At 67.2% G+C, this 13,104-nt stretch carries 13 protein-coding genes; 10 read left to right on the top strand and 3 right to left on the bottom strand.

Annotated features, from left to right (window positions below; all coding sequences use genetic code 11):
* Window position 1: 1 nt before the first annotated feature.
* Together fmt and def are read right to left on the bottom strand one after the other, a co-directional pair.
* The gene (gene fmt, locus LMF57_RS17860) at window positions 2-925 is read right to left on the bottom strand and encodes a methionyl-tRNA formyltransferase (protein WP_117311509.1); all 924 of its coding nucleotides are present in this window, start codon (window positions 923-925) and stop codon (window positions 2-4) included.
* A 121-nt stretch (window positions 926-1,046) separates the two neighbouring features.
* Window positions 1,047-1,559, bottom strand: a complete 513-nt coding sequence (def, locus tag LMF57_RS17865; RefSeq protein WP_025879059.1) for a peptide deformylase — start codon at window positions 1,557-1,559, stop codon at window positions 1,047-1,049.
* 128 nt (window positions 1,560-1,687) lie between these two features.
* Here def and LMF57_RS17870 point away from each other — a divergent pair, with 128 nt between their 5' ends.
* The 9 genes from LMF57_RS17870 to LMF57_RS17910 all read left to right on the top strand — a co-directional run bounded on the left by LMF57_RS17870 (window position 1,688) and on the right by LMF57_RS17910 (window position 11,899).
* Window positions 1,688-2,815 carry a LysM peptidoglycan-binding domain-containing protein gene (locus LMF57_RS17870; RefSeq protein ID WP_117311510.1) on the top strand — a complete coding sequence of 376 codons (1,128 nt, stop codon included), beginning with the start codon at window positions 1,688-1,690 and terminating at the stop codon, window positions 2,813-2,815.
* 132 nt (window positions 2,816-2,947) lie between these two features.
* Window positions 2,948-4,075, top strand: a complete 1,128-nt coding sequence (dprA, locus tag LMF57_RS17875; RefSeq protein WP_117311511.1) for a DNA-processing protein DprA — start codon at window positions 2,948-2,950, stop codon at window positions 4,073-4,075.
* 43 nt (window positions 4,076-4,118) lie between these two features.
* Window positions 4,119-4,592 carry a DUF494 family protein gene (locus tag LMF57_RS17880; protein WP_025879062.1) on the top strand — a complete coding sequence of 158 codons (474 nt, stop codon included), beginning with the start codon at window positions 4,119-4,121 and terminating at the stop codon, window positions 4,590-4,592.
* A 40-nt stretch (window positions 4,593-4,632) separates the two neighbouring features.
* Window positions 4,633-5,364 carry a GYF domain-containing protein gene (locus LMF57_RS17885; RefSeq protein ID WP_117311512.1) on the top strand — a complete coding sequence of 244 codons (732 nt, stop codon included), beginning with the start codon at window positions 4,633-4,635 and terminating at the stop codon, window positions 5,362-5,364.
* A gap of 48 nt (window positions 5,365-5,412) precedes the next feature.
* Window positions 5,413-6,342 (top strand): RDD family protein, encoded by a 930-nt coding sequence (locus LMF57_RS17890; protein WP_117311513.1) that lies wholly within the window; start codon window positions 5,413-5,415, stop codon window positions 6,340-6,342.
* Window positions 6,343-6,564: 222 nt separating this feature from the next.
* A complete protein-coding gene (locus tag LMF57_RS17895) occupies window positions 6,565-9,048 on the top strand; it encodes a DNA topoisomerase I (RefSeq protein ID WP_117311514.1) in 2,484 nt (827 codons plus the stop codon).
* Window positions 9,049-9,169: 121 nt separating this feature from the next.
* Window positions 9,170-9,730, top strand: coding sequence for a Sua5/YciO/YrdC/YwlC family protein (locus LMF57_RS17900; RefSeq protein WP_117311515.1), 561 nt, complete (start codon window positions 9,170-9,172; stop codon window positions 9,728-9,730).
* Between the two features lie 43 nt (window positions 9,731-9,773).
* Entirely contained in the window at window positions 9,774-10,481 is a 708-nt protein-coding gene (locus LMF57_RS17905) for a DUF4124 domain-containing protein (RefSeq protein WP_117311516.1), read from the top strand.
* 701 nt (window positions 10,482-11,182) lie between these two features.
* Window positions 11,183-11,899, top strand: coding sequence for a hypothetical protein (locus tag LMF57_RS17910; protein WP_117311517.1), 717 nt, complete (start codon window positions 11,183-11,185; stop codon window positions 11,897-11,899).
* A gap of 48 nt (window positions 11,900-11,947) precedes the next feature.
* Here the strand turns inward: LMF57_RS17910 and LMF57_RS17915 are convergent, their stop codons facing one another.
* Window positions 11,948-12,724 (bottom strand): SDR family oxidoreductase, encoded by a 777-nt coding sequence (locus LMF57_RS17915; protein ID WP_025879399.1) that lies wholly within the window; start codon window positions 12,722-12,724, stop codon window positions 11,948-11,950.
* 111 nt (window positions 12,725-12,835) lie between these two features.
* On the opposite strand from LMF57_RS17915, the gene LMF57_RS17920 reads away from it, so the two are divergent.
* Entirely contained in the window at window positions 12,836-13,039 is a 204-nt protein-coding gene (locus LMF57_RS17920; protein WP_117311518.1) for a hypothetical protein, read from the top strand.
* The last annotated feature ends 65 nt before the right edge of the window (window positions 13,040-13,104 follow it).

The following is a 13,104-nucleotide window of genomic DNA, read 5'->3' on the forward strand; positions in this document are numbered from 1 at the left end:
GTCAAACCCCCACGCGCAGATCACGGCGCGCATTGAGGTAGTCGGCAGCGGTGATTGCCTTGCCGCCTTCGCGCTGCAGCACGCGCAGGCGCAACGCGCCCTGCCCGCAGGCGATGTCGATGCCCTCGCGGCCCGCGGCCAGCACCGTGCCCGGCGCCTGGCCATGCGTCACATCCAGCGCCACCGCGCCGTGGATGCGCACGCGCTCACCGGCCAGCAGTGCCTCGGCAATCGGCCACGGGTTGAACGCACGCACCGTGCGCGCCAGCGCTCCTGCGTCCTGCGCCCAGTCAAGTTTTGCCTCGGCCTTGTCCAGCTTGTGCGCGTATGTCACGCCCTGCTCCGGCTGCGGCCGTGCGATCGGCTTGATGCCGGCGCGCAGCAGGCCCAGCCCATCGGACAGCACCTGCGCGCCGAGCTCGGCCAGCTTGTCGTGCAGCTGGCCGCCGGTATCGGTGGCGGCGATCGGCAGCTCCTGGTGCAGCAGCACCGGGCCCGTATCCAGGCCGGCTTCCATCTGCATCAGGCAGATGCCGGTCTTGCTGTCACCGGCCTGGATGGCGCGCTGGATCGGTGCGGCGCCACGCCAGCGCGGCAGCAGCGAACCATGCACGTTCCAGCAACCGTGGGTCGGAATGGTCAGCACCGCCTTGGGCAGGATCAGGCCATAGGCCACCACCACCATCAGGTCCGGCTGCAGGTCACGCAGCTGCTGCTGGGCCGCTTCGTCCTTCAGCGTTTCCGGCTGGTACACGGGGATGCCACGGGCGACCGCTTCCAGCTTGACCGGCGAAGGTGCCAGACCACGGCCGCGACCGGCGGGGCGATCGGGCTGGGTATAGACAGCCACCACCTCGTGATGACGCGCGGCCGCGCGCAGCGACGACACCGCGAATTCCGGCGTACCGGCAAAGACAATCCTCATGGCAACCCCACTTGCAGGATGAAATCGTGCAGGAAAAAAAACGGCGCCGTCGGCCGGCGCCATGCAGCCCGCGCGTCACGCGCAGGCGCGGGCCACCCCGAAGGGCGGCCCGGAGCAGCGATCACGCCACGTGCTTGCGCTGCTTGGCCAGCTTCTTGCGGACCATCTCGCGCTTGAGCGGCGACAGGTAATCAATGAACAGCTTGCCGTCCAGATGGTCCATCTCGTGCTGCACGCAGACCGCCAGCAGGCCGTCGGTGGTCAACTCCTGCGGCTGCCCCTGGCGGTCGAGGAACTTGACGGTGATGGTGTCGGCACGGGTCACGTCGGCGAAGATGCCAGGCACCGACAGGCAGCCTTCCTGGTACACCTGGCCCCCGTCCTTGGCGACGATTTCCGGGTTGATGAAGACGCGCGGCTCGTTCTTTTCTTCGCTCACGTCGATGACCATGAAGCGCTGGTGCACATCCACCTGGCTGGCAGCCAGGCCGATGCCCGGAGCGTCGTACATGGTCTCGAACATGTTGTCGAGCAGCTCCTGGAACGCCGGCGTGGTCACTTCGGCGGCATCGATCAACGCAGCCTTGGTACGCAGGCGCGGATCGGGGAACTCAAGGATGGGGAGTAAAGCCATGGCAGTTTCCGGGGTTGGGGCCGGGGTACGCCGGCATACGTCGCAGATTCTAGCTCCAACGCTTGCCTTGCGCCCCGGTTTCTGGACTATAGTGCGCGAACCTGTTGGGGAATCAGGGCTTCACACCTATGTTGCTTCGTTTTCGTACGGTCGTCGCCGCGGCGATGCTGACCGTGGCTGCCTATGCTACCGCCGTGGAAGTGAATGGCGGGCACCCGGACACCTATGTGGTCCGCAAAGGGGACACCCTGTGGGACATCGCAGGACGATTCCTGCAGAAACCATGGCTGTGGCCGGAGATCTGGCAGGCCAATCCACAGGTCGCCAATCCGCACCTGATCTATCCCGGTGACGTCCTCAGCCTGGCCTACCTGGACCGGGTGACGGCCCAGCCCGGCCCGCGCCAGGAAGCCCCGGTGACCGGCGTGCCGCTGGCCCAGGTCGAGCCGTTCCTGAAGCAGCTCAGCGTGGTCGACAGCATCGAACAGCTGCCCTATGTGGTCGGCCTGGAAGACAACCGCCTGCGCGCCACCGGTGGGCAGACCGCCTATGTGCGCCTGGCCGACGCCCAGGCCGGGCAGCGCTGGGCCGTGGTCCGCCCGACCGTGCGCTACGCCCAGCCCAAGCCCACCGAGGACCTGACCGCCAACGGCGATGTCACCCCCGGCAGCGGCAACCTCTGGAAGGCCTTCAGCGCGCCCAACCACCGCCGCGGCATTCTGGGTTACGAGCTGGCACAGGTCGGCACCGGCACCATCACCAAGGTGGCTGGCGGCAGGACCGAAGCGTCGACCCTGGCCCTGGACAACGCCAGCGGCGGCCGTGAAGTGCGTGCCGGCGACCGTCTGGTACCGGTGGAAGCCACGCCATACGACCTGCAGTTCTTCCCGCATGTGCCCGCCGCCGGCGTGGAAGGCGTGGATGTGCGTGTACTGGCGGTCACCGACATGTTCAGCACCGGCGGCCCGCGCGATGTGATCGCGATTTCGGCTGGCCGCGCCCAGGGCGTGGACAACGGCACCGTGTTCTCGCTGTGGCGCCATGGCAGCCACGTGGCGCACCGGATGAAGTTCCCGGGGTCCTCGCGCATGGACGACTCGGTCAGCACGGGCGCCGGCCGGGTCAGCCTGCCGGATGAGTACGCCGCGCATGCCATGGTCTTCCGCACCTTCGACAACGTCAGCTATGCGTTGGTGATGCAGGGCGTGAAGCCGGTGCGTGTGGGCTACAGCGCGCTGCATCCGGACGCGAAGTGAGCCAGCGCCGGGCCCCGCCCGGCCCCGGCAGGGAGTGCCGACCGCATCGGCCGGCAACCTCCGGGATACCCTGACAGCAATACGCGAAGGCGCCCTAGGGCGCCTTTGTCGTGTGGGGCCGATAGTCTGGGGATGACTGAGCATGGACATGAGGCGCTGCTGCGCCTGTTGATCGCCGGTGGTTCCCTGGCCCCCAGGCGCACCCTGCTGCAGAGCACCGGCAATGCGGATGCAGCGTTGGCGCTGGGCGTTGCCGGCTGGCGGGCCCACGGCTGCACGCCGGAACAATGCGCTGCACTGGAGCGTCCCGATACCCGCGCCCTAGCGCTTGCGCAGCGCTGGCTGCAGCAGCCTGATCATCATCTGCTGGCCTGCAACGATGCGGCTTTCCCGCCCCTCCTGCTAGATGCACCCAACCCGCCCCTGGCGCTGTTCGTTGCCGGGGATCCAGCCATCGCCTGGCGTCCTGCGGTGGCCCTGGTCGGCAGCCGTTCACCCACCCCCGCCGGCCGTGCCCTGGCCGCCCGGTTTGCCACCTGCTTCGTCGAGGCCGGGCTGGCAGTGACCAGTGGATTGGCGGCAGGCATCGATGCGGCCGCCCACCAGGCGGCGCTGGAGGCAGGCGGCTGCACACTCGCGGTGATAGGCACCGGCCCGGACCGCGCCTATCCCACCAGCCATACCCGCCTGCAGGCAACAATCGCCACCGACGGCGCGGTGCTCAGCGAATACCTGCCAGGCACGCCCGCACGGCCCGGCCACTTTCCCGCGCGCAACCGGCTGGTGGCCGGGCTGGCCCTGGCCACGGTGGTGGTCGAGGCCGCACAACGCTCGGGTGCCCTGATCACCGCCCGGCTGGCAGCCGAAGCCGGCCGCGAGGTCTGCGCGATACCCGGTTCGGTGCTCAATCCGCGCGCCGCCGGCTGCCACCGGCTCATCCGTGAAGGGGTTGCCCTGGTCGAACGCCCCGAAGAAGTGCTGGAACTGCTGGCTCCGGCACTGCGTCACCAGCTTCCGGGCTTGCAAATCCGGCTTGCCACCCCCACTGAACAGGCAGCGCCGGCGGACCTGCCGGCATGCTGGGCGAACGACGCTGACTACCAGCGCTTGTGGCGGGCGCTGCAGCACGACCCAATCAGTATGGATTCACTGATCACGCAGTGTGGATTGACGGCGTCGGAGGTGTCCTCCATGCTGCTGGCCATGGAACTTGCGGGAATCGTGGTGTGCGTACACGGCCGCTACTGTCGACGTCCCTAGTTTCTTCACCTCCACAGCGTCGCGCGACGCAGGCCGAGGGGCAATGAAAGAGAGCATCCTGGATGTACTGTTGTACCTGTTTGAACACTATTTCAGCGAAGACGCGGACCTGATCCGTGACCGCGACTCACTGCAGAATGGCCTGATCCAGGCCGGTTTCAGCCCCACTGAGATCAACAAGGCATTCGAATGGCTCGATGCCCTTGCAGCGCAGCGCCCAAGCGCGGCCCAGGCCCGGGTCGATGGCCCGGTGCGCATCTATCACGGCCCCGAGCTGGACAAGCTTGACGTGGAGTGCCGTGGTTTCCTGCTGTACCTGGAACAGCACGGCATCCTCGATGCCGGCCAGCGCGAGCTGGTGCTGGACCGGGCGATGGCCCTGGACCAGGACGAACTGGACCTGGACGACCTGAAATGGGTGGTGCTGATGGTGCTGTTCAACCAGCCCGGCGCCGAAGCGGCGTACGCCTGGATGGAAACGCAGATGTTCGTGGACGAGCCAGAACCCCTGCACTGACCGTACACTTGGGGGCCGTGCGCATTCAGGAGCGTCCCCCGTGAGTGAGTGGTTCCATGCCCAAGGCAACCGCCAGCAAGGCCCGTTGCCCTCGGAACAGTTGATCGAGCTGTTCCGCAGCAACCAGATCACCCTGGACACCCTGGTATGGCGCGACGGCTTGCCGCAATGGCAGCCGTTGCGCAACGTGGTCGACGAACTGGGCCTGATCGTGCCCGCTATTGATGCAGCTGCCACTGCGCCACCGCCGCCTGCCGCCCCTCTGCCGCCAACCCTTCCGCCCGCCTCTCCGTACGCGACCACGCCGATGGACGCTGCGCCGGTCGCGAAGAAGGGCCTGTCCGGCTGCGCGTTGACCGCCATCATCGGCGGCGTTGCATTGCTGGTGGTGGTGCCGATCCTGGCCATCCTGGCCGCGATCGCCCTGCCGGCCTACAACGACTACACCATCAAGGCCAAGGTCGCCGGCGCGATCAGCGTGCTGCAGCCGGTAAAGGACAAGGTCCAGCACTTCGCCGATGACCAGGGCCGCTGCCCGGGCGCCAACGACGCCGGCTTCCCGGCAGCGGACCAATTCGCAGGCCAGGGCCTGTCGGCCGTGCATATCGGCCGCTTCAACAATGGCCACTGCGGCATCGAAGCGACGCTGGCGGTTCCCGGCAAGAGCCAGGATGGCGACCTGCTCTGGCTCGAATACGACCGCGACAGCGGGCGCTGGGAATGCAGCGGCGAAAGCGACGACAAGTATCTGCCCACGCAATGCCGCGGCTGAGCCGCGCATCGGGCAACCCACCAAGGACGACCCAACAGGGGACATGCAATGACTGAGTGGTACTACGCCGAAGGACAGCAACGCCAGGGACCGCTGGAGGTCACCGAGATCCGCCAGCGCTTCCAGCGTGGCCAGTTGAACCTGGACACCCTGGTCTGGCGCGAAGGCATGGGGCAGTGGGCGCCGCTGCGGCAGATGGTGGAAGCGCTGGGCCTGCAGACCCTGGCCGATGCCAGCACGTCCACCGCCACCGGTGGCTTCGACCTGCGCAACGACTACGCCGCGATCGACAACGGCACCGCGCCCCTGCCGGGCACCGGCGCCCTCAGCAGCTCGCCGTACGCCGCGCCCGGCGCGGGCGGCAGTGACCATTCGCGACCGGTACAGGGCGGCGAAGTGGTCTACGCCGGCTTCTGGAAGCGCTTTGCCGCCTACCTCATCGACTACTTTGTCCTGCTGATTCCCAGCGGCGTGGTCGGTGGCGTACTGGGCTTCGTGCTCGGCGCAGGCATGGGCGCTGCCGGCAGCGGCGAAACAGCGGTGGAAGTGGTCACCCAGCTGATCAGTGGCCTGGCCGGCCTGTTCATCGCCGCCGCCTACTACGGCTGGTTCCATGCCTCCCGTGGCGGCGCCACCCTCGGCAAGATGGCCATCGGCATCAAGGTCGTGCGCGGCAATGGCGATCGCCTGACCCTGGGCCGCAGCATCGGCCGCTATTTCGCCACCATCCTCAGTGGCCTGACACTGTGCATCGGCTACCTGATGGCCGCCTTCACCGAGCGCAAGCAGGGACTGCATGACCTGATCTGCGACACCGTGGTGGTCGACCGCTGGGCCTATACCGACCAGCCGCAGCTGCAGCGCCGCGAGATGGGCACGGTGACCATCGTGATCCTGGTGCTGGGCGGCCTGCTGATGCTGGCCGGTTTCGCCGCGATCATCTTCGCCGTCGGCGTCATCGCCAGCATGGCGTCGTGATCGCGGATCAAGGGCCAATGCGCCGTCGCGGACGGCCATCCTCACGCCCCCCTGCTTGACAATGGCAGGCCGGGCGTGATTCCTCTAATAAGGTGAAACCTGAACGCCCGGCACAGTCCCGGGCGTTCAGTTTATTGATTTGCCCGTGGCCGCTTCACTAATGCGGCCGTTTGCTCCACCCTAGCGGCCCTTCCCCGCGGCTTACCCACAGACCCTGCTGCCATGCCCAAGCACCTGCTCATCGTTGAATCGCCGGCCAAAGCCAAGACGATCAACAAATACCTCGGCAAGGACTACACGGTCCTGGCCTCGTATGGGCACGTGCGTGACCTGATCCCGAAGGAAGGCGCGGTTGACCCGGACAACGGGTTCGCCATGCATTACGACGTGATCGAGAAGAACGAAAAGCATGTCGATGCGATCGCCAAGGCCGCAAAGGGCGCCGACGACATCCTGCTGGCGACCGACCCGGATCGCGAGGGTGAAGCGATCAGCTGGCATATCGCCGAGATCCTGAAGGAGCGCGGGCTGGTCAAGGACAAGCCGATGCAGCGCGTGGTGTTCACCGAGATCACCCCGCGCGCGATCAAGGAAGCGATCAGCCAGCCGCGCGAGATCGCCAGCGACCTGGTCGATGCCCAGCAGGCGCGCCGCGCGCTGGACTACCTGGTCGGTTTCAACCTGTCGCCGGTGTTGTGGCGCAAGGTCCAGCGCGGCCTGTCGGCGGGCCGCGTGCAGAGCCCGGCGCTGCGCATGATCGTCGAGCGCGAGGAAGAGATCGAAGCCTTCATCGCCCGCGAATACTGGTCGATCGCCGCCGAGTGCGCGCATCCCTCGCAGCACTTCAACGCCAAGCTGGTCAAGCTGGACGGGCAGAAGTTCGAGCAGTTCACCGTCACCGACGGCGACACCGCCGAGGCCGCCCGCCTGCGCATCCAGCAGGCTGCACAGGGCGCCCTGCATGTCACCGACGTGGCCAGCAAGGAGCGCAAGCGCCGCCCCGCACCGCCGTTCACCACCTCCACGCTGCAGCAGGAAGCCTCGCGCAAGCTCGGTTTCACCACGCGCAAGACCATGCAGGTCGCGCAGAAGCTGTACGAAGGCGTGGACATCGGCGGCGACGAAGGCACGGTCGGCCTGATCTCGTACATGCGTACCGACTCGGTGAACCTGTCGCAGGACGCGCTGGCCGAAATCCGCGACGTGATTGCCCGTGATTACGGCATCGCCTCGCTGCCCGACCAGCCCAACACCTACCAGACCAAGTCCAAGAACGCCCAGGAAGCGCATGAAGCGGTGCGCCCGACCTCGGCACTGCGCACCCCGGCCCAAGTTGCGCGGTTCCTGACCGACGACGAGCGCAAGCTGTACGAGCTGATCTGGAAGCGCGCAGTGGCCTGCCAGATGATCCCGGCAACGCTCAACACCGTCAGCGTGGACCTGTCGGCCGGCAGCGAACATGTGTTCCGCGCCAGCGGCACCACGGTGGTGGTGCCCGGCTTCCTGGCCGTGTACGAGGAAGGCAAGGACAGCAAGAGCGCCGAGGATGACGACGAAGGCCGCAAGCTGCCGGCGATGAAGCCGGGCGACCGCGTGCCGCTGGAGCGTATCGTGGCCGACCAGCACTTCACCCAGCCTCCGCCGCGCTTCACTGAAGCGGCGCTGGTGAAGGCGCTGGAAGAGTACGGCATCGGTCGTCCTTCGACCTACGCCTCGATCATCCAGACCCTGCTGTTCCGCAAGTACGTGGAAATGGAAGGCCGCAGCTTCCGCCCGTCCGATGTCGGCCGTGCGGTGTCCAAGTTCCTGTCCAGCCACTTCACCCAGTACGTCGACTACGACTTCACCGCCAAGCTGGAGGACGAGCTCGATGCCGTCTCGCGTGGCGAGGAAGAGTGGATTCCGCTGATGTCGCGCTTCTGGGGACCGTTCAAGGAACTGGTCGAAGACAAGAAGGAATCGGTCGACCGTGCCGAGGCCAGTGGTGCGCGCGAACTGGGTACCGACCCGAAGACCGGCAAGCCGGTCAGCGTGCGCCTGGGCCGGTTCGGGCCGTACGCGGCCATCGGCAGCACCGCCGAGGATGCCGAGGACAAGCCCAAGTTCGCCTCGCTGCGGCCGGGCCAGTCGATGCACACCATTTCCCTGGAAGACGCGCTGGAGCTGTTCCTGATGCCGCGCGCGCTGGGTGAGGACAAGGGCGAGGACGTCAGCGTCGGCATCGGCCGCTTCGGCCCGTTCGCCAAGCGCGGCAGCACCTACGCCTCGCTGAAGAAGGAAGACGACCCGTACACCATCGACCTGGCCCGCGCCGTGTTCCTGATCGAAGAGAAGGAAGAAATCGCGCGCAACCGGATCATCAAGGAGTTCGACGGCAGCGACATCCAGGTGCTGAACGGTCGTTTCGGCCCGTACATCAGCGACGGCAAGATGAACGGCAAGATCCCCAAGGATCGTGAACCGGCATCGCTGACCCTGGCCGAGGTGCAGCAGTTGATGGAAGAAACCGGCAAGCCGGTGCGCAAGGGCTTCGGCGCCAAGAAGGCCGCCGCCAAGAAGGCACCGGCAAAGAAGGCGGCAGTGAAGAAGGAAGCCGCGCCGAAGAAGGCTGCTGCCAAGAAGGCGCCGGCCAAGAAGGCGGCTGCGAAGAAGGCCGTGGCCAAGAAGGCACCGGCAAAGAAGGCCGTCAAGAAGGCGGCCAAGTAGATCCACGCCATGCGTGGATGATCTGCCAAGGTGAGCGGACCCACGGTCCGCCCCCACCGCTCCACCCGCTCTGCACGCAGCGGGGGGATAATAAAGGCCCACGCCGGGCCCGGTCGCCGCCATGAAAGAACTCACACTGGACACCGCAGTCGCCACGCTCCGCAGTGGCGGGGTGATTGCCTACCCGACCGAAGCGGTCTGGGGCCTGGGTTGCGACCCTGCGCACGAGGCAGCGGTGCACACGCTGCTGCGGCTGAAGCAGCGCCCGATCGAGAAAGGCATGATCCTGGTGGCCGCTGACCTGTCGCAGCTGCAGGGTTGGGTGCGCCTGCACGCGCTGCCCGATGCACGCCAGCGCGCAGTGCTCGCCAGCTGGCCCGGCGCCAACACCTGGATCCTGCCCGCCGGCACGCGCGCGCCGGGCTGGATCACCGGCGAACACAGCGGCATCGCGGTACGCATCAGCGCCCACCCGCTGGTCGCAGCGCTGTGCCAGGCCTGGGGTGGCCCCCTGGTCTCCACCAGCGCCAACCTTGCCGGCGAGCCCCCTGCGCGCAGCCGCGAAGAGCTGGACCCGCGCCTGCTGCGCCTGCTCGACGGCATCCTTGATGGGCAGACCGGCGGCCTGGCCCAACCCACGCCGATCCGCGACGCGCTCAGTGGCAACGTACTGCGCTCCTGACAGGTCGATTGCGTTGGCGTTGCCGAGCGCGCACGCTGCGCCCATGACCCTGCTGCGCCCTGTCCTGTCTCTGGCCCTGCTGTTGTCGTTGCCGGCCCTTGCCGCCGACGACGTGCGGGTCTACCGCTGCGTCGGCAGCAATGGTGCCGTCGCGCTGCAGGACAAGCCCTGCACGGCCGGCCGCCAGCAAGTGCGTGACCTGCAACGGCCGCGCGACCCGCCGCCACGGGTGGTCAGCACCGACACCGCGCCGCCCGCACCGGTGCAGACGCCAGCGATGCGCGAGCGCGAGGTGCGCCATGTCTACATCCAGCCGCCACAGCCGATGTACGAATGCGTGAGTGAAGACGGCGACCGTTACACCAGCGACAACAACGAAGGGAATCCACGCTGGGTGCCGCTGTGGACCACGGTCTGGTACCCGCATGGTCATCCTGGCGGTGCGCACCCCGGACCGCATCCGGGGCCGCGTCCGGCCGGCAGCGGCAACACCATCGGTCCCCCCATCGGCGGCGGGCCTGCGGTGTATCGCCCGCCGTCAGTGGGCGTCGGTGTCAACGTGCCTGCCGGCAACATCCTGGTGCGCGATACCTGCCACGCCCTGCCCCCGCAGGAAGTGTGCGCACGCCTGCGTGATCGTCGCTGGGAACTGGACCGGCGTTACAACAGCGCGCTGCAGAGCGAGCGCACCGCGATCAGCAAGGAGCAGCGTGGCATCGACGCGCGGCTGGCGCAGGACTGCGGCGGCTGAGCCCTGCGCTTGGGGGCGGTACCCTCTCTTTGGTAGATGCCCACCTTGGTGGGCACTGGCAAACAGCGGTGCCAACCAAGGTTGGCAACTACCGGGCATCTGAGCCCTGCGCTGGGGGCTGTACCCCGCTTTGGTAGATGCCCACCTTGGTGGGCGCTGGCAAACAGCGGTGCCAACCAAGGTTGGCAAATACCACGACAGGAGCATTGCGTGTGCCAACCAAGGTTGGCAACTACCGGGCATCTGAGCCCTGCGCTGGGGGCTGTACCCCGCTTTGGTAGATGCCCACCTTGGTGGGCGCTGGCAACAGCGGTGCCAACCAAGGTTGGCAACTACCACGACAGGAGCATTGCGTGTGCCAACCAAGGTTGGCAACTACCGGGGCATCTGAGCCCTGCGCTGGGGGCTGTGCCCCGCTTTGGTAGATGCCCACCTTGGTGGGCGCTGGCAAACAGCGGTGCCAACCAAGGTTGGCAACTACCACGACAGGAGCATTGCGTGTGCCAACCAAGGTTGGCAACTACCGGGGCATCTGAGCCCTGCGCTGGGGGCTGTGCCCCGCTTGGGTAGATGCCCACCTTGGTGGGCGCTGGCAAACAGCGGTGCCAACCAAGGTGGACAACAACCACGGCATGGGTACTGCGGGTGCCAACCAAGGTTGGCAACTACCCGGGCATGTGCCACCGCTGTAGGCTGCTCGCATGAGAAGACTGATCTGGCTGGCGGTGGCCCTGTTGCCCGGCAATGCCTTGGCCGACGACATGGTGATCTACCGCTGCATGGGCAGCAGCGATGTTCCCACGCTGCAGCGCACCCCCTGCCCCGCCGGCACCCGCCAGCAGATCCAGCGCGTCCCTGCACCAGCCGCCGCAGTACCCGCTGCGCCGGTGCAGGACCGCCCCCTTCCGCCGCCTGCAGCGCTGCCTTCCGTGGACCCCGCCGCCGCGCCTGCCGCGACGCAGCCACGTGAGGGCCGAACGATCATGGAAGCACGCATGGTCGAGCACGAAGGCGGCGACGCCATCCTCGACAGCGCGGTGCTGCTACGTTCGAGCGACGTCACGTCGGGGAATGGCACCACACCGTCAAAGCCACCGCTGCCGGCGATCTATCAATGCCTAGGCAGCGAGGGAAGCTCGTACCTGCATGAGTACGAGGCTGCACCAGGCCGCTGCGAACTGTTGAACGTGCAGGGCCTGGGTGGGGCGACACCGGTGAATGCCGCCAGCTGCGAGGTGGTCCGGGACCGCTGCACCGAAGTGGCCGAAGCCCAGCGCTGCGGCAGCTGGCAGCAGCGCTTCCGCGATGCACGCGGTCGCGAGCGCTTTGCTGCGCCCGAAAACCAACCGGCAGCGCGCGGCGAACGCGAACGCCTGCAGGCCGTGCTGGAAGCCAGCGACTGCCCTGTACCGAAGTAGAGCATCCACGCCCGCCGTGGATGCCTCCATCCGCAGCGGGTGGTCCCGTCAGAACCCGTAACGCAGGAAGCCGCCATCCACCGCGATGCATTCGCCGGTGACATAGCTCGATGCCGGCAGGCACAGGAAACCCACGGCCGAGGCCACTTCCTCCGGCTCACCGATGCGCCGCATCGGCGTGCGTCCGATCACCTCCTCGTAGTAGTCGGTATCGGACAGCGGGCCGGACGTGCGACGGGTCCGGATGTACCACGGCGCTACTGCATTGACCCGGATGCCGTCCTCGGCCCACTCCACCGCGAGGTTGCGGGTCATCTGGTGCATCGCCGCCTTGGTCATGCCATAGACCACGCCGCTGCGCACATGGGTCAGGCCGGACACGCTGCCGACGTTGACGATGGCCGATGAAGCGTGGCGCGCGAGCAACGGATGCGCATAGCGCGACAGCTCGAACGCCGAGAACAGATTGGTCTCGAAAATGCCGCGCCACTCGTCTTCGGAATATTCCGTGGCGGGCTTGGTGATGTTGCCACCGGCATTGTTGACCAGGATGTGCAGGCCGTCGGCGTGGTCCTCGACCCAGTCCAGGATCTGCCGGCGGTCTTCGTCGTCGGACACATCAGCCGCCAATGCGTGCACCTGGTGCTGCGGATACACATCCAGCAGTTCGTCGCGGGCACTCTCGAGCATGTCCAGGTCGCGGCCGACGATCATCAGGTCGGCGCCGAGACCCGCCAGTTCATGCGCGATCGCCAGGCCGATACCGGCGCTGGCACCGGTGATCAGGGCCGTCTGCCCATCCAGGCGCCACCGTTGCTGGGTCATATGTCCTCCGGGGCCGCGCCCACTGTGTTTCGATGCGGCAAGGATACGCGCTCACGACCGTCCGCCGCCCGGGATGCGACACTGGCTGCACGTCCCTCGTGGAGAGCTGCCATGCGCGTCCTGATTCCCGTCCTGCTGTCGGCCGTCGCGCTGGCCGGGTGCCAGCGCCCTGCACCGCCCAATCCCGAACGACCACCGCAACCGCAGGCGGTGGCCAAGGCGATCAATCAACCGCTGGACCGCGCAAAGGCCGTGCAGAAGACCCTGGACGAGACGGCCGAACGCGGGCGCAAGGCAGAGGCCGACGCGCAGTAGATGCCCGCATATGACAACGCCCGGCCAAGGCCGGGCGTCGTGCGTTCAGCTGGTCCACGCCATGC

It is taken from the genome of Stenotrophomonas sp. SI-NJAU-1 (assembly GCF_020883215.1).
GTDB classification, from domain to species: Bacteria; Pseudomonadota; Gammaproteobacteria; order Xanthomonadales; family Xanthomonadaceae; genus Stenotrophomonas; species Stenotrophomonas indicatrix.